General features: G+C 55.2%; 22 protein-coding genes. 21 read left to right on the top strand and 1 reads right to left on the bottom strand.

The genetic code is table 11. From position 1 onward, the window contains the following. Nucleotides 1-24 precede the first annotated feature (24 nt). From dinB to dnaE, 21 genes are all read left to right on the top strand, one after another. Nucleotides 25-1,242 carry a DNA polymerase IV gene (gene dinB / locus ADG72_RS03225; RefSeq protein WP_048712189.1) on the top strand — a complete coding sequence of 406 codons (1,218 nt, stop codon included), beginning with the start codon at nt 25-27 and terminating at the stop codon, nt 1,240-1,242. Between the two features lie 9 nt (nt 1,243-1,251). Then, nucleotides 1,252-1,623: a DUF3040 domain-containing protein gene (locus tag ADG72_RS03220; protein WP_009407982.1), complete on the top strand. Its 372-nt coding sequence runs from the start codon at nt 1,252-1,254 to the stop codon at nt 1,621-1,623. Between the two features lie 333 nt (nt 1,624-1,956). Continuing rightward, on the top strand, nt 1,957-2,388 hold the full coding sequence (mraZ, locus tag ADG72_RS03215; RefSeq protein WP_019127157.1) for a division/cell wall cluster transcriptional repressor MraZ: 432 nt from the start codon (nt 1,957-1,959) through the stop codon (nt 2,386-2,388). A 72-nt stretch (nt 2,389-2,460) separates the two neighbouring features. Next, on the top strand, nt 2,461-3,474 hold the full coding sequence (rsmH, locus tag ADG72_RS03210; protein WP_048712188.1) for a 16S rRNA (cytosine(1402)-N(4))-methyltransferase RsmH: 1,014 nt from the start codon (nt 2,461-2,463) through the stop codon (nt 3,472-3,474). Next, a complete protein-coding gene (locus tag ADG72_RS03205) occupies nt 3,471-3,866 on the top strand; it encodes a hypothetical protein (RefSeq protein WP_009747962.1) in 396 nt (131 codons plus the stop codon). The genes rsmH and ADG72_RS03205 overlap by 4 nt, the downstream gene beginning before the upstream one ends. Beyond that, complete coding sequence (locus ADG72_RS03200; RefSeq protein ID WP_048712186.1) at nt 3,863-5,626, top strand: peptidoglycan D,D-transpeptidase FtsI family protein; 1,764 nt, start codon at nt 3,863-3,865, stop codon at nt 5,624-5,626. The genes ADG72_RS03205 and ADG72_RS03200 overlap by 4 nt, the downstream gene beginning before the upstream one ends. A gap of 42 nt (nt 5,627-5,668) precedes the next feature. Continuing rightward, a complete protein-coding gene (locus ADG72_RS03195) occupies nt 5,669-7,063 on the top strand; it encodes a UDP-N-acetylmuramoyl-tripeptide--D-alanyl-D-alanine ligase (protein WP_048712185.1) in 1,395 nt (464 codons plus the stop codon). After that, on the top strand, nt 7,060-8,145 hold the full coding sequence (gene mraY, locus ADG72_RS03190; RefSeq protein WP_048712183.1) for a phospho-N-acetylmuramoyl-pentapeptide-transferase: 1,086 nt from the start codon (nt 7,060-7,062) through the stop codon (nt 8,143-8,145). The genes ADG72_RS03195 and mraY overlap by 4 nt, the downstream gene beginning before the upstream one ends. Next, entirely contained in the window at nt 8,127-9,581 is a 1,455-nt protein-coding gene (gene murD, locus ADG72_RS03185) for a UDP-N-acetylmuramoyl-L-alanine--D-glutamate ligase (protein WP_048712181.1), read from the top strand. The genes mraY and murD overlap by 19 nt, the downstream gene beginning before the upstream one ends. After that, on the top strand, nt 9,578-10,861 hold the full coding sequence (locus ADG72_RS03180) for an FtsW/RodA/SpoVE family cell cycle protein (protein ID WP_048712179.1): 1,284 nt from the start codon (nt 9,578-9,580) through the stop codon (nt 10,859-10,861). The genes murD and ADG72_RS03180 overlap by 4 nt, the downstream gene beginning before the upstream one ends. Next, the gene (murG, locus tag ADG72_RS03175; RefSeq protein WP_048712178.1) at nt 10,858-11,985 is read left to right on the top strand and encodes an undecaprenyldiphospho-muramoylpentapeptide beta-N-acetylglucosaminyltransferase; all 1,128 of its coding nucleotides are present in this window, start codon (nt 10,858-10,860) and stop codon (nt 11,983-11,985) included. The genes ADG72_RS03180 and murG overlap by 4 nt, the downstream gene beginning before the upstream one ends. Further along, nucleotides 11,982-13,388 carry a UDP-N-acetylmuramate--L-alanine ligase gene (murC, locus tag ADG72_RS03170; RefSeq protein WP_080978644.1) on the top strand — a complete coding sequence of 469 codons (1,407 nt, stop codon included), beginning with the start codon at nt 11,982-11,984 and terminating at the stop codon, nt 13,386-13,388. Before murG ends, murC begins: the two co-directional genes overlap by 4 nt. After that, on the top strand, nt 13,385-14,488 hold the full coding sequence (locus ADG72_RS03165; RefSeq protein ID WP_048712176.1) for a cell division protein FtsQ/DivIB: 1,104 nt from the start codon (nt 13,385-13,387) through the stop codon (nt 14,486-14,488). Before murC ends, ADG72_RS03165 begins: the two co-directional genes overlap by 4 nt. Nucleotides 14,489-14,624: 136 nt before the next feature. Next, nucleotides 14,625-15,863 (top strand): cell division protein FtsZ, encoded by a 1,239-nt coding sequence (gene ftsZ / locus ADG72_RS03160; protein ID WP_048712175.1) that lies wholly within the window; start codon nt 14,625-14,627, stop codon nt 15,861-15,863. Next, the gene (locus tag ADG72_RS03155; protein ID WP_048712174.1) at nt 15,863-16,609 is read left to right on the top strand and encodes a polyphenol oxidase family protein; all 747 of its coding nucleotides are present in this window, start codon (nt 15,863-15,865) and stop codon (nt 16,607-16,609) included. The genes ftsZ and ADG72_RS03155 overlap by 1 nt, the downstream gene beginning before the upstream one ends. A 59-nt stretch (nt 16,610-16,668) precedes the next feature. Beyond that, complete coding sequence (locus ADG72_RS03150) at nt 16,669-17,133, top strand: cell division protein SepF (protein WP_009747973.1); 465 nt, start codon at nt 16,669-16,671, stop codon at nt 17,131-17,133. Nucleotides 17,134-17,135: 2 nt separating this feature from the next. Beyond that, nucleotides 17,136-17,444, top strand: coding sequence for a YggT family protein (locus tag ADG72_RS03145; RefSeq protein WP_048712172.1), 309 nt, complete (start codon nt 17,136-17,138; stop codon nt 17,442-17,444). Between the two features lie 194 nt (nt 17,445-17,638). After that, on the top strand, nt 17,639-18,256 hold the full coding sequence (locus ADG72_RS03140; RefSeq protein ID WP_048712171.1) for a DivIVA domain-containing protein: 618 nt from the start codon (nt 17,639-17,641) through the stop codon (nt 18,254-18,256). A gap of 82 nt (nt 18,257-18,338) precedes the next feature. Further along, the gene (gene lspA / locus ADG72_RS03135; RefSeq protein ID WP_048712169.1) at nt 18,339-18,803 is read left to right on the top strand and encodes a signal peptidase II; all 465 of its coding nucleotides are present in this window, start codon (nt 18,339-18,341) and stop codon (nt 18,801-18,803) included. A gap of 2 nt (nt 18,804-18,805) precedes the next feature. Beyond that, the gene (locus tag ADG72_RS03130) at nt 18,806-19,720 is read left to right on the top strand and encodes an RluA family pseudouridine synthase (protein ID WP_178707037.1); all 915 of its coding nucleotides are present in this window, start codon (nt 18,806-18,808) and stop codon (nt 19,718-19,720) included. Nucleotides 19,721-19,777: 57 nt separating this feature from the next. Continuing rightward, nucleotides 19,778-23,326 (top strand): DNA polymerase III subunit alpha, encoded by a 3,549-nt coding sequence (gene dnaE / locus ADG72_RS03125; RefSeq protein WP_048712168.1) that lies wholly within the window; start codon nt 19,778-19,780, stop codon nt 23,324-23,326. A 74-nt stretch (nt 23,327-23,400) separates the two neighbouring features. Here the strand turns inward: dnaE and ADG72_RS03120 are convergent, their stop codons facing one another. Continuing rightward, nucleotides 23,401-23,634 carry an RNA-binding S4 domain-containing protein gene (locus ADG72_RS03120; RefSeq protein ID WP_009747979.1) on the bottom strand — a complete coding sequence of 78 codons (234 nt, stop codon included), beginning with the start codon at nt 23,632-23,634 and terminating at the stop codon, nt 23,401-23,403. Nucleotides 23,635-23,713: the final 79 nt, after the last annotated feature.

Raw genomic sequence — 23,713 nt, 5'->3', positions numbered from 1 at the left:
ACTGTACGTGGGAAGGAGGATACGATGTCGAATGCTCCGCGCGACCGCCGTGGAAAACGCTATTGGGGCGATGACGATTCCCAGACGAACATTTTGCACATCGATATGGATTCCTTCTTCGCGCAGGTGGAGATTCGTGAAGACCCATCGTTGCTAGGCAAAGCCGTGATCGTCGGCGGGAGTAGCAATCGTGGTGTCGTGACCTCTGCGACCTACGAGGCTCGTGCTTTGGGTGTGCGTGCAGGAATGCCAACCGCGCGAGCGCGTGCGCTGTGCCCCACCGCCGTATTCGTTCCCGGGCATTTTGAGCTCTACCGTGAGTATTCGAAGCGTGTCATGTCAGTTATTGGTCGCTTCAGCCCGATCGTTGAGCAGGTGAGCGTTGACGAGGCCTTCGTTGACGTTCGCGGTTCGCGCTTGCGTTTCGGCAAGCCCATGCATATTGCCGGCGAGATTCGACGCCAGATTCGAGAGGAAATCGGCCTTCCTGCTTCCGTTGGCATCGCTTCGACAAAATCGGTGGCAAAAATTGCTTCCTCGAATGCGAAGCCAGATGGTGTGCTTTTAGTTCCTGCCCAGGCCACGATTGAGTTCCTTCATGGCCTTCCCGTGGGAGCGCTTTGGGGTGTTGGTGCCAAGAGCGCGCAGGTACTTGAGCGTGAAGGAATCGAAACAATCGGACAATTGGCGGCGCACCCACTGCCTCGGCTATCACGATTGCTCGGTGCTGCTGCGGCTCACAGTCTTCATGATTTGGCATGGGGGATTGACCCGAGGCCGGTGACTGTCTCGCGTGAAGAAAAATCGGTGGGGATGGAGCGTACTTTCGAAACCGATATTCGCGATCGGGCACTTCTCGATCAGTTCATTACGAAGGCCTCTCACGAATGTGCGAGGAGGTTACGTGCGGGAAATTGGCTCTGTAAGCAGGTTGCAATCAAAATGCGCGGGGCGGATTTTTCGACCATTACACGTCAGCAACGCCTGAGAGTTCCCACGGATCTAGGTCGAGAAATCGCTGTTGCTGCTCACCAGCTGTTTGAACGGGAAACTCTTCCAAGTGGGGGAGTGAGACTATTTGGCGTTCGCGCTGAAGGCTTAATTGCGCGAGATGAGGGATTCGAAGTTGCCCTTGATCAGGATGAACGCCCTCAAGCGGCCGAACGCGCTATGGATAAAATCCGGGGAAAATATGGTGCAGGCGCGATATCGCTTGCATCACTGCTTGAAGAAAACAAGTAGGATGGGGTTATGGCACTTTCGGATTATGAGAAGCAAGTTCTCGAAGAGATGGAGGCGCAGTTTGGTTCTCAGCCTGCCTCCTTCAATGATCATTCACGTCCGAATGCCAATGTGGAGCAGCAGCCTGCTCGTTTGTCGCCGCGTAAAGTCGCTGCTGGCGCACTGATGATCGTTGCTGGTCTTCTGGTCTTGATTGCCGCTGTGTCTCTTGGTTATTCGGTGGTCTCTCTGATTGTCGGCGTAGCAGGTTTCCTCTTGATGGTCGGTGGCGCTTGGTATGCGCTCACTGCGAAGGGAAGTTCCTCGAGTTCGGGTAAAAAGCGAAGCTCCTTTATGGAGCGCCAACAAGAACAGTGGGATCGGCGTTCGGACGATCGCTAATTCTTAATGCTTCGATTCCTGGTGACATCGTCACCAGGAATTTTTTTATCCCTCCCGAAGGCAGGGGCTAAACCTTCATTCCTGTTTTCCAATGAGTCTCCACTTTCCACCATCGGTGCTCGTGGAGACTCATTTTCTGCAGAAAATCGCTATTTCTGAGATTTCTAACGAGAAACACTGAAAATTTCCCCCACTTTCCTCCACCTCAAATTTTCGTTGGAATCTAGCAGATTTATTGCTAGAAATATATGAGACATGTGTCGAAATCGCACCAAATTGACAATTTGTGGAGTAAAGTGGGGGAAGATGTCACATAGGGGAAGGTGGTGAATGATGTTCCTTGGTACCTACGAGCCAAAGCTCGACGACAAGGGACGAGTGATCCTCCCTGCCCGATTCCGAGAGGATATGGAAGGTGGGATTGTCCTCACTCGAGGGCAAGAGCACTGCATCTATGCCTTTCCTGCCCAAGAGTTTGAGCAGATGACGGTTGAGCTTCGCCGGGCTCCACTGTCCTCCAAACAGGCACGCGACTATATCCGCGTGTTGCTCTCGGGTGCGTATAAGGAGGTTCCGGACAAACAGGGAAGAATTACTCTTCCGCCGGATCTGCGCAAATACGCCGGTCTTGATCGTGAGCTCACCGTCATTGGTGCGGGTTCGCGCGCAGAGATCTGGAATTCACAGGCATGGAATGACTACCTGTCCGTCCAGGAAGACGTCTTCTCGCAAACAGAAAACGAAATTATCCCAGGAATGTTCTAGTCCGCCCTTCCAGGTCTCCTCCCGTTGTTCTGACGTCACTTCCCCGATGGCAGAGCACGGTGGGGGACCTGGATGGACGGGCACCCATCACACAGAAGGAGGGCAGAAGTGTCTGTCGACCGCGATCCCGCGCAGCTGCATGTTCCTGTTCTCCTCAATGAGTGCTTGGACATGCTTGCGCCTGCAATTGAGGCTCCTGGAGCTGTTCTCATCGATGCGACTCTCGGAATGGGTGGGCACACGGAAGCGGCACTGACACGTTTCCCCCAGCTCACCGTTTTCGGTATCGATCGAGATCCTTCGGCGATCGCCCTCGCATCGAAGCGCCTTGAAGCTTTTGGCCCGCGTTTCCGTGCCTTCCACACCACTTACGACAAGATGGATGAGGTTGCTGCGCACGCCCCCTCTGGAATGGTCGATGGCATCCTCATGGATCTGGGCGTCTCTTCCCTCCAGTTGGACCAAGAAGAGCGAGGCTTCTCTTACTCGCATGATGCCCCGCTTGATATGCGAATGAACCCCCAGACGGGCATCAGTGCAGCACAGCTCTTGGCCTCGGCCTCGAAAGAGGAAATTACGCGGATTCTTCGCGTTTACGGGGAAGAAAAGTTCGCCTCGAAGATCGCTGGACGTATCGTCGCCACTCGAGAGAGCGAGCCTCTAACGCGCACTTCGCAGCTGGCTCAGATCGTTCGCGATTGTATTCCCGCGCCGGCACGCCGTACGGGGGGGAACCCCGCAAAGCGCAGCTTCCAAGCGCTGCGTATTGCGGTCAACGACGAACTGACCATTCTCGAGGCCGCGCTTCCCGCCGCTCTTGCACACCTGCGCGTTGGCGGTCGAATCGTCATCGAGTCATATCAGTCCCTTGAAGATCGTCTGGTGAAGGACATCTTCCGTCGCGGCGCCACGGATCAGGCCCCTGCTGGTGTGCCCATGATCCCTGAAGAACTTCAAGCTCGCTTGCGTCTACTGACACGTGGCGCACAGCTGGCTGATGACACAGAAAAATCCCATAATCCGCGCTCCGCTTCCGTGCGGCTGCGCGGCGCACAGATGATACGCCCCTGGAAGGAACGACCATGAGCGGAGCCACCGCGCGCGCACGCGCGACCTCTCGTCCGGCATACGTACGTGAAGATGTACGCCCACTGCTCACAGTGGTGAAGGCTAACCAGCCTCGCCGCTCGGTCATCCCTATGACCTTTGTTGCTCTGGTGATGATTGCTATCGCCATTGTTGTGCCGATGCTGATCAACACGCACATGGCCCAGACCTCCTACCAGATTCGCGAATACCAGATCCAGCTCAATGAGTTGGAGGCGCAATCGTGGACCCTGCAGACGCAGCTTCAGGAGAAGGCTTCTCCCGTCGAGCTCGAGAAAGCGGCGAAGGCACAGGGAATGGTGCACGCAGGAAAACTGGGAACAATCCGTTTGGCCGATGGCCAAGTTGAGGGTGGTGTAGCCGCGCGATGAGCAGGTTGCAACGCATTTTCAAGGCGCCTGACACTTCGCCTCATCGTGCGAATTGGATGTCCGGGCTTCTGTTCTTGGGATTTGCGTTCTGCGTCATCCAGCTCATCGTTATTCAGGTATTCCAAAGCTCGACCCTTGCCTCCGAGGGGGAACGAGTACGTACAGCCGTCAGTGAAATTGGCGCAAAACGTGGAGAAATTCTTGACGTTAACGGTGTTGTTCTGGCCGATTCGGTTCAGGCCTACCACATTGCGGTAAATCAGAAGGCAATTACGACCTACGAGCATAAAGATGACAACGGCAATGTTGTCGGCCGTGGTCCTGCCGAGGCCGCAAAACAGCTCTCGCCTCTCCTTCGTATCAGCCAAGCGGAACTGGGCGGCATGATGCTTGGGGATTCGACCTACGTCTATCTGAAAAAGAATGTCGATGCGGTCACCTATCGTGAAATCCGCAAGCTCGACATCACCGGTATTGAATGGGAAGCGGTCTTTGATCGAACCTATCCCAATGGCAATACAGCCGGTCCGATCGTGGGCGCCGTCAATGCCGAAGGAGACGGTGTCTCTGGCTTGGAGGCCTATTTCAATAATTTCTTGCAGGGAACCTCTGGAGAAGAGGCCTATGAGATCTCTCCCAACGGCGCGGTGATGCCCGGTGGAAAGAAGGTCACAAAGGAGCCTCAAGACGGAGGATCGGTCCGTACGACCCTCCATGCAGATCTTCAACACTTGGTTCAAGATGCTTTGGATGCTCGTGTTCGTAAGCACAATGCGGACTGGGGAGTCGTCGTCATTTCTGATGTGTCGACGGGACGTATTCTTGTTCTTGCCGATTCGGGGTCCACGACGCCGGATGCCGCAAAACCTCAATCTGTCATGGGGGTGCAGGCTCCCTACGAACCGGGTTCGGTGGGCAAGCTGCTAACTGTGGCCTCGGCCCTGGAAAAGGGAACGACTACGCCAACGAGTCAATACAGCGTCCCGTATAGCATTAACCCTCCCGATGCCGGCGGTCCGATCAAGGATTACCACGAGCACGGAACTGAGACTTTGACGTCGACCGGTATCGTTGCGGAATCCTCGAACGTTGGAACGATTGAGATTGGCGAGCAGGTGGGCGATCGTGATCGCTACGACTTCATGACGAAGATGGGTCTTAACCAGCCCACTGGAATCGAGTTGGCGGGCGAGTCTCAGGGCATCATGCGAGATTTCGACAATATTCAAGGCCGAGATCGCTACACGATGATGTTCGGGCAGTCCTACGCTGTTACCGCCGTCCAACAGAATCAACTCATTCAGGCAATCGGAAACCGTGGTGTGATGATCGCGCCTCGAATTATCGACTCAACGGTCGATTCGCAGGGGCGCGCCGAGAAAGCTACGGCTCCTCAGCCGAAGCAAGTGATGTCCGCGGATCGTTCAAAAGAACTCATCACCATGATGGAATCTGTTGTTATGGATAAGCAGGGTACCGGTCAACTCGCAAAGGTTGAAGGCTACCGCGTGGCAGTCAAGACGGGTACTGCAGATATTAAAGTCAATGGCGCGGATGCGGTCGTTTCGAACACTGCTGGTCTGGTTCCAGCGGAATCACCGCGCTTGGCTATTTCGGTTGTCCTGTACAACCCGCGTGTTGCTGGTTTGTCCTCTGATGCGGCCGCACCGCTGTGGAGTGAAGTCACGACCGAGGCTGTTCGCAACCTCGGGATCCCCGCGTCTACAGAAAGTGCCCAGCTGTATCCCACGACACCCTAGTAGGCTAGTGTCCAGACCGTTGGGTAGACCCTAAGGAGAAGAATGCATAGGTCCAGTCGCTGGATCGCTCAGGCATTGGGCGCACAGCTCCACGGAAACGACGTCGAGGTCACCGGGACAGTTGACACGGATTCACGCGAAATTCGTCAAGGCTCTCTCTTCGTTGCTCGGCGTGGAGAAAATAGCGATGGCCACGATTATCTAGACGCGGCTGCGCAAAATGGTGCGGTGGCGGCAATCGTTGAACACCTGTGTGACTCGCCTTTGACGCAGATTGTTGTCGAGGATTCGACCATCGCGCTGGGTGAATTGGCTCGAGCCTACCTTTCAGATTTGCGTTCACACCAGAAGCTGGATGTGATTGCAATGACCGGTTCGGTCGGAAAAACAACGACCAAAGACCTTCTTGCAGCGATCATGAGCGCCGATGCTCCGACAGTTGCTCCTCAGCTGTCTTTTAATAATGAGGTCGGGCTTCCTTTGACGGTTCTGCGTGCCGATGAATCCACGCGCCACCTTGTTCTGGAAATGGGGGCCTCTGGACCTGGGCATATCGCATATCTGACGCGGATTGCTCCACCTGACGCCGGAATTGAACTGATGGTTGGACATGCACACCTCGGGGGCTTCGGCTCTGTTGAAGGGGTACGCGATGCCAAGGCTGAGTTGATTCAAGGCCTCGTGCCATCGGGAAGCTCAATCTTGAACTTTGACGACCCGCACGTCATGGAGATGGCTGCTTACGCACCCGGGCGAGTGGTCACCTTCTCGGCCTCGGGAAATCGCCAGGCAGATAGCAGCGCCCACGCAATTTCCCTGGATGAACAGGGGAAAGCCTCTTTCGAACTCCACCTCGATGGGCGAGTGATCCCTGTGCACCTGGGACTTGTTGGTATTCACCATGTTGCCAACGCACTTGCTGCAATTACCGGAGCATGGACGCTTGGAATTGATCTTGATCAAGCCTGCGCCGCTGTTGAGGGCCGCAGGCCAGCCAGTCCACATCGAATGAGTATCCATGAACTTACCCTCAAGGGTAAGAAGGTGACTCTCATCGATGATTCGTACAATGCAAACCTTGATTCTTTCCGCGCGGGATGTAAAGCCGCTGGAGATTTGGCGGCGGGCCGACAGCTAATCGTTGTTGCCGGCGGAATGCTTGAACTTGGTGAAGCCTCGCAAAGTACCCATGAACAGGTTGCGCGCTTCTTCGATCAAGCGGGTGCTCATTGCGTTCTTGCGTTGGGGGAGGACTCGCAGTACTACTTCACTGAGCGAGGCGAGGACCACACTCACCGTCACCTGCGGAATGTTGACGAGGTACTTAGTGCATTAGACGGCATACTGGAAGATAATTCTGTTGTGTTCATCAAGGGCTCGAATGGCTCCGGTGCCTGGAAGGTCGCCGATCACCTAGTGGAGGAGGGCACTTTATGATTGGACTCATTATTGCCTTTGCAGTTGGTCTAGTCCTTTCCATTTCGCTCACCCCACTGTTCATCCGCTACTTGGTGCACAACCATTACGGACAGTTCATTCGTCAAGATGGCCCGACGTCGCATATGACGAAGCGCGGCACCCCAACAATGGGCGGCGTTGTCATCATTTTTGCCACTGTCGTTGCATGGTTTATCGGAACCCTGATTAACGGCGGGCTTCCCTCGTGGTCGGGAATCCTTTTGGTATTCCTTTTCGTGGGAATCGGGTTCATCGGACTGCTTGATGATGCACTAAAAATCATGCATCAGCGTTCGCTTGGTCTGCACGCATGGGCAAAGATTGTTGGTCAAGTTGCTATTGCCTCGCTGTTCACGTGGGGTATTTTGACGATTCCGAATGTTCACGGTCGTACTCCGGGTATTTTTGATATTTCTCTTGCTCGCCCCCTCGGATTGACCTTCACCCAGTGGGGGATTGTCGCGGCCGTCATCCTCATTGTCTTGTGGGTGAACTTCATCGTTGCCGCCTGGTCCAACGCAGTGAATTTGACCGATGGCTTGGATGGCTTGGCCGCCGGCGCAGGTATTTTTGTTTTCGTCTCCTACACCTTCATTTCGTACTTCCAGCTGCTTCAGTCCTGCTGGGGGGACACGGTCAATGTTGCCGCGTGCTACGACACCCGGGATCCTCTTTCCATCGCAATTTTCTGCTCCTCTTTGGTTGGCGCCTTGGCAGGTTTCCTATGGTGGAATGCCTCGCCCGCCCAGATCTTTATGGGCGACACCGGCTCGCAGGCCATCGGTGCGGCAGTCGCCGGTGTTTCAATCCTGACCGACACTGAGTTCCTTGCAATTTTGATTGGCGGACTCTACGTCATCACGACTCTTTCGGATGTCATCCAGATCGGCGTCTTCAAACTCACGCACAAGCGTGTTTTCAGAATGGCTCCTTTGCACCACCACTTTGAGCTCAAGGGCTGGAAAGAAATCACCATTGTCATTCGCTTCTGGCTCATCGCAGCGCTTTTCGCAGTGATGGGAGCCGGTCTCTTCTACGCGGAATGGGTGTCACAACTGTGAATTGGCAGGGCCGCTTCGCAATCCTCGGTTGGGGAGTATCCGGGAAGGCATCAGCACACGCACTTGTAAAACGCGGTGCGCAGCTATGCGCCTTTGACGGAAGAGCCCGCGAGGATGACCAGTCTGAAAACAACGCGAATGTCGAGTTTGTCAGCGAGGCTGATTCTGATGCGCTCGCTCAGGCGGTCATCGATTGGAAGCCGGATTGCATTGTTGTCTCTCCGGGAATCCCCGCTCATCATCCCATTTTTTCGGCGGCAAAAAATGCTGGTATTGAACTGATTGGCGAGGTCGAACTGGCTTGGCGTCTTCAAGAAGATTCCGAGCACGCAGGCCGACCCTGGCTTTGCGTCACTGGAACTAACGGCAAGACGACGACGGTTGGAATGCTGGGAGCGATGCTGCGAGCAGCAGGTGAGAACGCCGTCGAAGTTGGCAATATCGGCCTTCCTATTTGTGAAGCCATTGATACCGATGCAACGGTTTTCGCTGTCGAGCTCTCATCCTTCCAGCTACATACCGTTTCGACTGTTTCTCCATTGGCTTCTGTGTGTTTGAATGTCGACGCCGATCATCTTGATTGGCATGGCAGTGCACAGGCCTATGCAGCAGATAAAGCGAAGGTTTATCACCTGACACAAAAAGCCTGTTTCTATCCCGCCTCCGATATCACCGTGGAGAACATGGTCGCCGAGGCCGATGTCGTCGAGGGAGCCCGAGCAATTGGATTGACTTTGGGGATCCCCTCAATCTCTCAGGTTGGTTGGGTTGAAGACGCGCTCGTTGAGCGTGCCTTTGTTGAGAAACGCCATATACAGGCCCAATTCTTAGCTGAAGTCGATGACCTTCGTGTTGCCTACCATGACGGTGTTACGGATGCTGCGCGTATGGATGCAACCGCTGCAGCCGGTCTTGCGCGCGCCTTTGGTGTTCCGCCAGAAGCAGTTGCACAAGGTCTTCGAAGCTTTACCCCCGCTCATCACCGACGTGCAGTAATTTCACATGCAGCTGATGTCACCTGGATTGATGACTCAAAGGCGACAAATGCCCATGCAGCCGTGGCTTCGCTGTCTGGAATTACTCCCGGCACTGCGGTTTGGATCGCGGGAGGAGATACGAAGGGCCAAGAGTTTGGCGACCTGGTTGCTCGTGTTGCTCCGCTTCTACGAGGCGTTGTTGTCATTGGCAAGGATCGCAGTGCGATTGTGAACGCGATGCGTCAGCGTGCACCTCAAATTCCCTTCGTTGAAGTCGATGGACACGAGGACTGGATGTTCTCTGTCGTTAACGAGGCCGTGGCTCTGTCCCGCCCGGGAGATACTGTTGTGCTCGCGCCGGCGTGCGCATCTTGGGATCAGTTCCGTTCCTATGCGCAACGCGGGGATGTTTTCCGCGATGCGGTTAAACGTCTTGAAGCGAATTGGGCGGCGCAATGAGCTCCCTACTGGAGCGCCTGCATATCCCGCGTTTCGAATTTGCGTCGAAAGAACGTGGGGATCGGGTGTATTCGCCTGTCGCAACCTACTATCTGATCGTTATCCCCGCGCTCATTTTGACCGTTTTTGGTTTGGTGATGGGGTTTTCAGCTTCTGCGGTTACAACTATCGCCAGTGGTGGCAGTCCCTACGCGGCATTCTTGCGTCAGCTGCTCATTATTGGTGTTTCCTTCCTGCTTGCGGCGATTTTTATCCAAAGAATCCCCACAGCAGTGTGGTACCGCCTGGCACCGGCCATTTATCTTGCAGCCCTGTTTTTCCAGGTACTCGTCATGACGCCACTGGCGGCATCCCAGGGCGGAAACACTAACTGGGTGTCGCTTCCTGGACTTGGAACATTCCAGCCTTCGGAGTTTCTCAAACTAGCGTTGATCGTTGCCTTGGGACGCTCACTGTCGCGGGAAGGGGCTCGTCGAACTGACTGGCGACAGATGGCAGTCACGGTAGGACTCCCAATTCTTGGTGCTCTTGTCGACGTCATGCTCGGTAAGGACATGGGCACCGCAATGGTCATGGCTGCTGGTGCATTTGGTGCGATCTGGGTCGCGCGTCTTCCGCGCAAGTGGTTTGCAATTATTGGTCTTTCCGTAATTCCCGTCGCTATCTTCTTGGTTTTTCAAAACCCAACGCGCATGAAGCGAATTCTTGCAGTTCTTCCGTGGAATCGTCCCGCGCGTAACCTTTCGGCCCCCGAACAGATTGACCACGCGCTGTGGGCGCTTGGCTCGGGTGGGCTTACGGGCCTCGGCCCTGGTGCATCGCGAGAAAAGTGGAATTATCTCCAAGCCGCGCATACCGACTTCATCTTGGCAATTATCGGCGAAGAATTCGGCCTTTTGGGGACGCTGACCATTGTTGCGTGCATCTGTTTGATGATTTGGGGGATGGTACGGCTCATCCACTCAACTCACTCGTTTTTCGCAACAATTGTCAGCGGTGGCGTAGCTGCTTGGATCGGCATTCAGGCGATTATTAATATCGCCTCTGTAACTGGGCTTGGTCCGGTTATTGGTGTGCCTCTGCCGCTGGTGTCGTATGGCGGTTCGTCCTACCTCTTCACGATTTCGGCTATTGCATTGGTTGCTGCTTGCGCGCGTGAGAACGCGGGTATGACTATGGGACTGAAATTTTCGGCGGGATCCTCGCGCGATCCGCGACTTTCGCGTCGTCGCCGCCGCGCAGGAAAGGCTAGCGGTGGATCTACGGAAGGAACACGATGACAAAGAAAATTGTTCTTGCAGGTGGCGGCACCGCTGGGCACGTGAACCCCTTGTTGTCTACTGCACTGGAACTTCGTTCGCGCGGTTATGATGTCGTTGCTCTTGGAACCTCTCAAGGGCTGGAAACAACGCTGGTTCCTGCTGCGGGTGTCGAGTTGCTGACAATTGAGCGTGTTCCGCTGCCCCGTAAACCTTCTCTACAGTTTTTCTCTCTTCCGGGACGCATGAAGCGTGCGATCGCTCAGTGCCGTTCAGCCCTGAATGGAGCAGATGCGCTCGTTGGTTTTGGCGGATATGTTTCTACCCCCGCCTACCTTGCTGCACGAAAGATGAACCTTCCGATCATCATCCATGAGCAAAACGCGCGTCCTGGACTTGCCAACCGCGTTGGTGTGCGCTGGGCATCGGCCTTGGGATTGACTTTCCCCTCGACTCCTCTGAAAGCGAAGCACGGAGTAACTGTGGTGACGGGTCTTCCTCTGCGTCCTGCTATCCAGGCTCTTGCCGCCGCTCGTACCACCGAAGAAGGACGTGAATCTGCGCGACGCACTGCGGCCTCGAAGTTGGGGGTCGACCCCAATATGCAGACTCTACTCATTACCGGTGGCTCCTTGGGGGCTCTCAATGTGAACCGTGCGATGGTGAAAGTCGCTGCTGAGCTGCCCCAAGGGGTCCAGGTCGTTCACCTCACTGGCAAGGGGAAGGACCAAGAGGTTCGCGATGCGGTGAAAGCAGCAGGGGTTGCTGATCGTTGGCATGTCATTGACTACCTCTCAACAATGGAAGATGCGCTTGCCGTTGCTGATTTGGTCGTGTGTCGCTCGGGTGCGGGCACGGTTGCCGAAATGACCGCACTCGGACTGCCCTGCGTGTATGTTCCACTGCCCATTGGTAATGGAGAGCAGAAGTTGAATGCTGCGGATCATGTTGCGCAGGGTGGCGCACTTCTTGTTGCTGACCACGAGCTGACTGCCGATTACGTCCGAGGCACGATCTTCCCATTGCCCGGAAGCGAAAAACTTTCTGAAATGGCCATCGCATCCCGCGCGCTTGCACGCCCCGATGGTGCTCAACAACTTGCTGACCTTATTGAATCGACTCTTCAGAAGAAGGACCAGAAGTGAGTATTTCCCATCGCTTCCATCTCATTGGTATCGGCGGCGCTGGAATGTCAGTGGTTGCTGAACTTCTCAAGGATCGCGGTCTTGAGGTTTCGGGTTCTGATCAGAAGGAATCTCCCATTCTTGACCACCTTCGTCATGCAGGGATTGAAGTTTTTGTCGGTCATGATGCTGCCCATGTTCCTGCTGACGCGGTAGTTGTTGTGTCCACCGCAGTGCGTGAGAGTAACCCGGAGCTAGCCGAGGCCCGTCGACGTGGACAAAGCGTTATTCACCGTTCCCAGGCTCTGGCCCTGGCTGCAAGCGGTATGCGTTTTGTGGCAGTTGCGGGAGCGCACGGGAAGACGACGACTTCCGCGATGCTCTCGATGGCCCTGCGTGAAGCCGGCGAGGATCCGTCGATTGCGGTCGGTGCGGTGATTCCTCAGCTGGGTTCGGGTGCTTACTTGGGCAGCGGAGATGTTTTCGTTGCCGAAGCCGATGAATCCGATGGCTCCTTCCTCAACTACACTCCGTGGATCGAGATTGTCACCAATGTCGAACCTGATCACTTAGATCGCTATGGTTCGCGCGAGGCTTTTGAGCAGGTTTTCGTTGATTTCGTTGGCTGTCTGCGCAAGGGTGGAACCTTGGTGTGCTGCGGAGAAGACGGTGGAAGTGCCCGTTTGGCCCGATATGCTCGAACTCAGGGCATCGATACTGTGACCTACGCGCGCTCCGGTCATGAGAGCACAGACCTGGGTGGAGTCGCAGACGTCATTATCGAAGATGCTCATACTGATGGCCATACCGCATCGGCGCTCCTGGCTTGGGGTGATGTGAAGGCCGAGATTCATCTGACAGTTCCCGGAATTCACAATCTTCTCAATGCCTGTGCGGCGTGGATTGCGGGAGTTCGCTTGGGAACCGATGCGCAGACTATGGCTCACTCTCTTGCTGCGTTTGCTGGAACTTCTCGGCGCTTCGAGTTCAAGGGGCAGGCTGGCACTCGTCGTCTGTTTGATGACTACGCGCATCATCCCACCGAGGTCGCTGCAGCACTGCAGCAGGCCCGAACTGCAGTCGGCGACGGGGAAGTAAGCGTGGTTTTCCAACCGCACCTGTATTCGCGTACTCAGGCTTTCGCCGAGCGCTTCGCCCAGGCGCTTTCGCACGCGGATCATGTCTACGTCTGCGATATTTACGGCGCGCGTGAGGATCCGGTGCCCGGCGTGACTTCGCAGCTCATTACTTCGCATCTGTCTCGAGCGCACTACATTCCAGATATGCATGAGGCCGCACGTATGGCTGCCCGCGAGCTCGGCGAGAACGGAATCTTAGTCACAATGGGTGCTGGCTCAATTACGCAGGCCGGTAGCGATGTTCTGGATGAGTGGGAGCACGAGGAGCAGGGGAGCGGCCAGTGAAGCAGCCTCCGCGTCCCCGTCGTTCCCGTTTTTCTTCTGCGCCCGAGGGCTCTTCTGCGCCAGAGGTTTCTTCTGCATCCTCGCAGGACTTTGCCGCGCCTGAGGAAGCGTTCGAGGAAGGTTCCTTTTCCGATACCGTCGCTTCGTCTCCCGAGGCCTCGATTTCGGATCGCCCTGCGCTCTCTTTAGCTCAGGCCTCGTCGGCCGAGGAGAAAAAAGAGACAGAACGCGCTGCGCGTAGGAAACGAAATCGCGAGTTGCGTCGCGCGAGGCGCGAGGCAAGCGCACAGTCACCCAGTAGCGGAGAACTGCTCAACCGCCCATTGGGGCAATCGGATGCGGCTGCGATTTTGGGTTCTAGTGATGAGAGCGCAACAGCTGATTTGAACGAGAGGCGTCGTGAACGCACGCATGCGCATCGGCGTCTTCTCCTTACGCGAGTCGCCTCCGCCTGTGGCGCTGTCATTGTCGTGTGTGCTTTGGTGTGGGGAGTTTTCTTCTCGCCGCTTTTTGCTCTCGATATGTCTAAGGTGTCGATCGAGGGACTCGGTGATGATACGACTACTCAAAACGATGTGCGTGCCGCGATCGAGCCTTATGCCTCTGTTCCGCTTCCACGTCTAAAGACTTCTGTGATCGACGAGCAAATCGCGAAGGTGCGTTTAGTTCGTGAAGCTAATGTCCAGCGTTCCTGGCCGCGTGGATTAACCGTTCAGGTCCGTCCGAGGCAAGCGATTCTGGCGGTGAAAGACGGTTCTTCTTGGGCTTTGGTCGACGATCAGGGAGTAACGGTTTCTTCTGCCTCAACAGCTCCCGAGGGAATGGCTCCAACGACCCTTCCCGACGGTGATCAACGCGCGCAAGCTGCAGCTGATGTCGCGGCGATTTGGACAGCGATGGGGGATGATCTGCGCTCGAATATCGCGATGATCACTCACGATGGTCAAACAATCTCTATGACCTTGACGAATTCTCGAACGCTCAATTGGGGAGTAGCGAAGGACAATGAGCTCAAGGCAAAAGTCGCGGCTGTTTTGATTTCACAGCGTCAGGCACGGAACTATGATGTGTCCTCGCCCGTGCATCCTGTCACTTCTTAAGTTAGAGAAGCGACACGCCCGCGAATTGTCTTGAAGAATTGGGGTCTTACCCCTACCTTCTTCCCGTCTACACGCAGGTCAAACATCAACCTTCTACTTGAGGTTTAAGGTTGGTGCGCAGAAAGAGGGCAAGGTTATGGTCGCACCGCAGAATCATCTGGCGGTTATCAAAGTCGTCGGAGTTGGTGGCGGCGGTGTTAACGCCGTCAATCGAATGATTGAAGTTGGCTTGAAAGGCGTTGAGTTCATTGCTGTGAATACCGACGCGCAAGCTTTGCTGATGTCCGATGCAGAGACGAAGTTGGACATTGGTCGTGACCTTACCCATGGCCTCGGCGCCGGTGCAGACCCCGCAGTGGGACGACAGGCAGCCGAAGACCACATTGACGAAATTACCGAGGCCCTTGAAGGCGCGGACATGGTCTTCGTGACCGCAGGTGAAGGTGGCGGTACCGGAACCGGTGCTGCCCCCGTTGTTGCGAAGATTGCACGCACCGCAGGCGCCCTGACCGTCGGTGTTGTCACCCGTCCCTTCTCCTTTGAGGGAAACCGCCGCGCATCTCAGGCTGATGCCGGTGTTGAGAAGCTCCGTGAAGAGGTTGACACCCTGATCGTCATTCCGAACGATCGTCTGCTTCAGATCTCAGACGCCAATATCTCGGTACTCGAAGCTTTCCGTGCAGCCGATCAGGTTCTGCTTTCTGGCGTTCAAGGTATCACCGAACTGATCACTACCCCTGGCCTGATCAACGTGGACTTCAACGATGTGAAGTCCGTAATGAAGGATGCCGGTTCTGCCCTGATGGGTATTGGTTCGGCAACCGGCGAAGATCGCGCTCTGCGAGCAGTGGAGTCCGCTATCTCCTCACCGCTCCTCGAAGCCTCGATCGATGGTGCACACGGTGTCCTCATGTTCTTCCAAGGCGGTTCCGACCTGGGCTTGCAGGAGATCTACCAGTCCTCGCTTTTGGTTCGCGAGGCCGCGCACCCCGAAGCCAATATCATCTTCGGTTCTGTCATTGATGACTCCCTTGGCGATGAAATTCGCGTGACCGTCATCGCGGCGGGCTTTGACGAGGTAGCATCCCAATCTTCTCCGGCAAATGAGCCCGTCGTGGCTCCTCGACCGGTCCACGCTCGTCCGGAAAAGACCGAAGCTCCAGCAGCTCCTCAGCGCCGCATCGGGGAGGTCGCCTCGGCGCACACTGCAGCTCACCGCGCAGATCCTGAATTGCCAACGCGCACCAACCAGATTCCGATTGCCCGCCAGAGCGAAGAAGAGTCGTCGAAGGAAGTTCCTTCCCTCGAAGTACCTCGTGTCTTCGAAGAGGAGCAGCCTTCGGACGTCTTGGATATTCCTGATTTCTTGCGCTGATGAAGCACACTGACCTGCACGGTGCCCGCGTTTACTTCACTGAAGTCGGCGCGGGCACCGACCCGTATCGGGACAACTTTGGGACGCACGTCGGCGATAATGCGGAGCATGTGCATGAGCGTCGCCGTGAGCTTTCCATACGAATTGGTCATCCCATTGTTTGGATGAATCAGACGCATTCGGTGAACGTTGAGGCGCTTACCCCTGCGAGTGCCTTCCTTTTGTCACAGGAGTATCAAGGGGAAATAGGACCCCTTGACTGCGATGGTGTCCTGATCGATTCACGTCAGTGGGAACAACCTCCAGCATTGGCTGTGATGACTGCAGACTGCATGCCGATCTTGCTGAGTAGTGGAAACGGAGTCATCGGCGCAGTTCACGCCGGGCGCGTGGGATTCCTCGGAGGGATTCTTGACCGAACATGTGAGGTCTTTGCTTCTCTTGGTGTGGACACTGCTGATATTCAGATGCTTATTGGACCGTCTATCTGCGGTCGATGCTACGAAGTCCCGACTTCAATGAAAGATCAGAGTGCGCTTATTGCTCCCGCGATAGCTTCGCGCACATCGTGGGGCAGTGACGCCCTAGATCTTCCCGGTGCGGCATTGGCATGGGCCACGGAGCGAGGGATTGCGGCCTCGTGGATCAATGAATGCACACTGGAAAATCCCTCATATCATTCCTATCGTCGAGACCCAGGTTGTGGGCGTTTCGCATCAGTAATTGCGACATGCCGGCATGCTTAAGCGTGTCAATCGCTCCGGCGCATTACTTTGTGCTCAGGTCCCGTTACATAGAGGAGAGCATGATGTCAGGCTTCGGAGCAAAAGCACGCCAATTCATGGGTTGGTACACCCCGGAAGAGGTCGATGAGAGCACCTTGGACTTCCTTCCCGAAGAAGTTGAGGAGACAGAAGTGGCTCACATTACTCCCGCATCGAATGTCACGCCCATTCACCGTGAGGAGCGCCGCAGCGTTCAGCAGGCGGATCTTTCGCGTATCGTCACCGTGCGTCCGTTGAACTACAACGATGCGCCGGCAATCGCCGAACCCTACCGTGATGGTGTTCCTGTCATCATGAATCTTTCTGAGGTCTCAGATAAGGATGCGCAGCGTTTCATCGACTTCGCTGTCGGCTTGACTTATGGCCTTCAGGGGGTATTCGAGCGCGTTACCGATCGCGTTTTCCTTCTTTCGCCTCACAGCGTTGAGGTAACTGGCGACGTGACCGGGTCGAACCGTTCGGCCACTTCGCTCTTCGGACGCTGATCATGATCTCCCAGTGGTTGGGGGGAGCGATTGCTCTTCTTGCGGGTCTGTACATGCTCGTGTTGATCGCGCGCATGATTTTTGATTGGATTCGCTTCTTCTCTCCACTGTGGAGGCCGTCAGGGGTCATTCTGCCCATCGCGAATCTAGTCTATGCGTTGACTGATCCTCCTCTTTCTTTCCTGCGCAGGATTATTCCGCCGCTGCGTCTTGGAGGGAACGTTGCCATCGATCTGGGATTTATGATCCTGTTCTTGGCAACGATCATTGTTGAAAACCTCGGGGTTTTCGTTCGCAGCTTGGGCTTTTAGCTCTGGCGTTTGGCAGTAACCTCGGGTCTATCGCGGTTGCATGTCACCTGAGTAATAAGTGAAATATGGGGAAATTGGTGTTATTGTGACGCTAGTTCCGCTATTATTCCAGTGTGTAGTTCGGGTCATCCTCATCGGTGATCCGGTGACGCAAGCATGCAAGCGTCACACAACAAGTACCGAGAGGTAAACAAATGGCTCTGCTCACAACCGAAGATGTGTTGGAAAAAACCTTCAACATCGTGAAGTTCCGTGAAGGATATGACCAGGTCGAGGTTGACGACTTCCTCGATGAGGTTGTTTCCACGATCTATACTCTCCAGGCTGAGAACCAGAACCTGCGCGAAGAGCTTGAGGCTGCTGAGCGTCGTGTCGCTGAGCTGTCCGGTGGCGAGGCCCCCAGCTACAAGCCTGCAGAAGAGACCGCTGCTCCTGTCGTTGAAGAGCCCGTTGCATCCGAGCCTTCCGTCACTGAGACCGCTGTTGCTGCCCCCGCAGTTGCTGTTGCTCCCGAGAGTGCAGAGTCTGCAACCTCGATGCTTGCACTGGCACAGCGCGTCCACGACGAGTACGTTCGCGATGGCCGCGAAGAATCCGATCGCATCATCGCCGACGCAAACGCAAAGCGCGACGAAATTATTGCTGATGCACAGAACCAGCACCAGAACATTCTTTCTCAGCTGGATCAGGAGCGCGCACTGCTCGAAGGCAAGATCAACGAACTGCGTTCCTTCGAGTCCGAATACCGTGCAAACCTGCGCGAGCACCTGGAAGGTTTGCTCCAGGAAGTGAACGCCGGAACTCAGAACTGATTTCGGATCTAGATCTCTATGACGGTGGCGCCTTTGCGGCGCCACCGTCATAATTCTTTATGTGAAGAAAAATAATCGCAGCATGCTCATCTGGGCGTACATCATTGCCTTAATCGCATTGGCAACGGATCAGGCTTCAAAGTTCTGGGCACTGAAGAATCTGAGTGATGGGCAGCAACGCCCGCTCCTTGGATCCTTCCTTCGACTCGAGCTCACTGCGAATCCAGGTGCAGCCTTTTCCTTGGGCTCGCAGACGACAATCATCTTCACCTGCATCGCCTGTGTTGTTGTTACCGCGATTGTTATGTATCTACCGCGCGTTGACTCGCGCCTGCTTGCCTTCGGATGCGCTCTGCTCCTTGGCGGTGCGGCTGGTAACTTGATCGATCGTTTTATTCAGGAACCTCGATGGGGAAGTGGCCACGTCGTCGACTTCATCGGATATGGGACGTGGTTCATTGGTAACGTTGCTGATATTTGGATTGTCTGCGCGGTTGTTATCTTGCTCATTGCAAGCTTTGCCGGTAACAAGCACTCGGTGCGCTGAATATGTCCGATACTCGTTTGATGCCCGTGCCTGATGCTTTAGTCGGAGAGCGCGTCGACGCAGCGCTTTCGCGCATTCTTGGTCTATCGCGTTCACGTTGTAGTGAGCTCATCCTTGACGGGAATGTGACGATTAACGGTACTCCTGCTTCTAAATCAGACAGGCTTGGAGAGAGCGACCTTTTAGAAATTACGATTCCTGAACCGGAGACTCCTGTAACTCCAGTAGTGGGGATGGATATTCTCTACGACGATGACGATATTGTCGTTGTCAATAAGCCGGTTGGTGTCGCAGCGCATTCGGGTCCGGGTTGGACAGGTCCTACTGTTGTTGGCAACCTCGCGGCAGCGGGATATCGAATCACGACTCATGGTCCAGTTGAACGTCAAGGAATTGTTCATCGACTGGATGTAGGAACCTCGGGCGCAATGATGGTCGCCAAGTCCGAACTCGCCTATTCGGTGATGAAGCGCGCCTTCAAGGAACGGACTGTACGCAAGATCTACCATGCGGTGGTTGCCGGACACCCAGACCCAGCCTCGGGAACGATTGACGCACCGATTGGGCGCCACCCCTCGCGGGAATGGCGTATGGCAGTGATCGACGGGGGAAAGCGCGCGGTGACGCACTACGACACCCTCGAACTCATGCCGGGTGCTGCGCTCTTGGATGTACACCTGGAAACAGGACGTACTCACCAAATTCGCGTGCATATGGCTGCTATCGGCCATCCCTGTGTTGGTGACGTCTTCTATGGTGCTGACCCCACGAAGGCAGAACAATTGGGCTTGGACCGTCAGTGGCTGCACGCGGTTGAGCTGGGATTTACGCATCCGCGAACTCAACTTCCTGTGACGGTACGGGCTCCTTACCCGGATGACCTCAATCACGCTTTGGAGATTTTGCGTCACGCCTAAGCATTTTGCTGCACGCTTCGCCCAGTGTGCTGGCTCAAGAAACACTAGACTGACACCATGGCACCAGCGGACTCTTTCGTGCATCTGCACAATCACTCGGAATACTCGATGCTCGATGGAGCGGCACGAATCAAGCCGATGGTCGCAGAAGCTGCAAGGCTGGGACAACCCGCAATTGGCCTGACCGATCATGGCTACCTCTTCGGTGCCTATGAGTTTTATGATGCTGCGACAAAGGCTGGTATCAAGCCCATCATTGGCTTGGAAGCCTATGTCACTCCGGGTACTTCACGTTTCGATCGTCAAAAGGTGACTTGGGGTGAGCCTTGGCAACGCAGCGATGACGTATCAGCTTCGGGTTCGTATAACCACCTCACCTTGCTCGCGTACTCAACAGAAGGAATGCACAACCTTTTCCGCCTGGGAAGCTATGCCTCGGTCGACGGGCAATTCGGTAAGTGGCCTCGCGCCGATAAGGAACTGCTTGAACGCTTCCACAAGGGACTGATTGTTTTCACCGGTTGCCCTTCGGGTGCAGTGCAGACACGGATGCGTTTGGGCCAATGGGACGAGGCCGTGGCTGAGGCCGCAGAGCTGCGCGACATTTTTGGGCCTGAGAATTTCTACGTGGAAGTTATGGACCACGGGATTGAATTTGAGAGGCGTACGCAAAAACAGCTTCTCGAGCTTGCAAAGCTCATGGACGCACCACTGGTCGCTACAAATGACGCGCACTACGTCAAAAAGGAAGACCGCGGAATTCAGGACGCGCTGCTATGTATCAACTCGGGTTCGCGAATCTCTGATCCGGATCGATTTAAGTTCGATGGCGACGGTTACTACATTCGTTCGTCCGAAGAGATGCGTTCGATCTGGAAGGAATTGCCAGAAGCCTGCAATTCGACACTGGAAATTGCAGAGCGATGCGATGTCCACTTCAGGACCACCGCTGAGGGTGCCTCGTACATGCCTGACTTCCCTGTTCCGGAAGGGGAAGATAAGACCTCGTGGTTTATTAAAGAAGTTGAAAAGGGCCTTCAGGAGCGTTTCCCCAAAGGCATTCCGGATGATGTACGCAAGCAGGCTGAATATGAGGAAGACGTCATCATCAAGATGGGCTTCCCGGGCTACTTCCTCACCGTTGCCGACTACATCAACTGGGCAAAGAGCCAGGGAATCCGCGTGGGACCCGGTCGTGGTTCGGGTGCTGGATCCATGGTTGCCTACGCCATGAAGATCACCGAGCTTAATCCGCTCAACCACGGACTGATCTTCGAACGTTTCTTGAACCCTGAGCGTATTTCAATGCCCGACTTCGACGTTGACTTTGACGAACGTCGTCGCGATGAGGTCATCGAGTACGTTAAACGAAAGTACGGCGAAGACCGCATTTCACAGGTGGTCACTTACGGTCGAATTAAGACCAAGCAGGCCCTGAAGGATTCTGCGCGAATCTTAGGACGCGACTTCAAGGTGGGGGAGCAGCTGACGAAAGCTCTGCCTCCTTCGGTCATGGGCAAGGACATCTCGGTCGCGGGTATCTTCGATGAGAAGGATAAACGCTACGCCGAAGCTGCGGAGTTCCGTAAGTACTACGAAGAGAACCCCGATGTCCACGAGGTTGTTCAGTACGCGCTGGGGCTTGAAGGGCTGACCCGTCAATGGGGCGTCCACGCATGTGCGGTCATCATGTCATCGCACACGCTGACGGACATTATCCCCATCATGAAGCGTCCTCAAGACGGGGCGATCATCACCCAATTCGATTACCCGACCTGTGAAGGTCTGGGGCTACTCAAGATGGACTTCTTGGGACTGCGTAACCTGACGGTTATTTCTGATGCTCTTGAAAACATCAAACTCAATGGCAAGCAAGATCCCGATCTGGACCATGTGCCTCTAGATGACCCGGCAACATATGAGTTGCTGGGCCGCGGCGATACCTTGGGCGTTTTCCAGCTTGATGGTGGCGGTATGCGTGACCTTCTCAAGCTGATGAAACCGGATAACTTCGAAGATATCTCCGCTGTGGGTGCGCTCTATCGTCCCGGTCCTATGGGTGCAAATTCGCACACAAACTATGCTCTGCGTAAGAACGGACGCCAGGAGATCACTCCGATCCACCCCGAACTCGCAGAGCCTTTGAAGGATATTCTGGGCACGACCTACGGTCTGATTGTCTATCAAGAGCAGGTTATGCAGATTGCCCAGAAACTTGCGGGCTACTCTCTTGGCCAAGCAGATATCTTGCGTAAGGCCATGGGTAAAAAGAAGAAGGAAGTTCTGGATCAACAGTTCAAGGGCTTCCGGCAGGGCATGCTCGATAACGGCTATTCCGAAGAATCAATCAAGGCTCTGTGGGATGTGGTTGTTCCCTTCTCGGCCTACGCATTCAATAAGGCTCACTCTGCAGCCTACGGTTTGGTGTCGTATTGGACTGCCTACCTTAAAGCAAACTATCCCACCGAGTATATGGCCGCTCTTTTGACCTCGACGAAGGACAATAAGGACAGACGTGCGCTCTACTTGGCGGAGTGCCGCCACATGGGAATTACTGTTCTTCCCCCCGATGTCAATGCCTCGATGGGCACCTTTGCACCTGATGGTAAGGACATTCGCTTTGGTCTGAATGCTATTCAGAATGTTGGTGCGAACGTTGTCGACGCGATCGTCGAGACGCGTCAGGAGAAAGGCAAGTTCACCACCTTCCAAGACTTCTTGGACAAGGTTCCTCAGGTGGTTTGCAATAAGCGAACGATCCAGTCGCTCGTGCGTGCAGGCGCTTTTGATTCGCTGGGTTACACGCGGCGCGCTCTTCTGTCGCGCTGTGACGAGGCCGTGGATGCGGTGATCGACGTCAAGCGTAACGAGGCCATCGGGCAGTTTGACCTCTTTGGTGGAATGGGCATGGGAGAGGACTCAGGTTCTTCTCTGGCTATTGAAATCCCAGATCTTCCTGAGTTTGACCGTCGTCAAAAGCTCGCTGAAGAACGCGAGATGCTGGGCCTCTACGTTTCGGACCACCCTCTGCGTGGACTTGAAGGTGCCTTGGACCGTCATCAAGACGTTGAGATCGCGCAGATTGTTGGCGGCGATGAGAGCATGGTCGACCGCACTGTCAAAATCGCGGGCTTGGTTTCATCGGTTCAGACCAAGGTCACCAAACAGGGTAACCCGTGGGCAATTGCGACGATCGAAGACCTGAGCGGTTCGGTCGAGGTGCTCTTCTTCCCGCGCGCCTATGAGACAGTGCAAACCTTCCTTGCTCCTGACCTTGTTGTTCAGATTGAGGGTCGTGTCAACACTCGCGATGAACAAGTGTCAATCTATGGCCAGTCGATGAATATCCTCGAGCTGCGCGAAGACGGAAATGTGCCCCTTGACCTGGAACTGGCTGCTTCGCGCTGCACTCCTGAGCTTTTGCGTGAATTGAAGGAAGTACTGGAAACCTTCCCGGGCTCCTCACCCGTACGTTTGCACCTGCGTGAACCTGGACGGGTGACAATTGTCGAATTGGATTCGTCCCTGCGCGTCACCCAATCGGGTCCATTCTTTAGTCACGTTAAGGCGGTTGTCGGCGCTGACGGGGTGCTGACCTCGCACTGAGGCCTGCACTCGGGCAGGCCTCGTGGCCTCGGGAAAGCAAGCGGGGCGCGAGCTGAGAGCGTGGGCCTCGGCTGCTAGTCGATGACGCGAACTTTAGCGGCGAAGACTCCCTGTGGCGTGCGAAGCTCGACGAGCTCGCCATCTTCGAGGGCGTGCCCGCGGCGGGTTTCAACTTCGCCGTTGACACTAACGTCACCGCTTTGAATCAAGTCGCGCGCTTCTGCACCGTCCTCAACCAGACCAGCGCGCTTGAGGAATTGGCCTAGTCGGATTGAGCCGCGGACCTCGATAGTAGGGATGGAAGGCATGTGCGCTCCTGTGCTTGAGGGCGTGTTTTTCGCTTTGTATTATCACACGCCTCTATGTCGCGATACGATAAACGCTGTT

This window comes from Trueperella pyogenes, from assembly GCF_001070855.1.
Classification (GTDB): Bacteria; Actinomycetota; Actinomycetes; order Actinomycetales; family Actinomycetaceae; genus Pauljensenia; species Pauljensenia pyogenes_A.
Note: the sequence above shows the minus strand (reverse complement) of the source record. Positions and strands in the feature narration are given on the sequence as shown.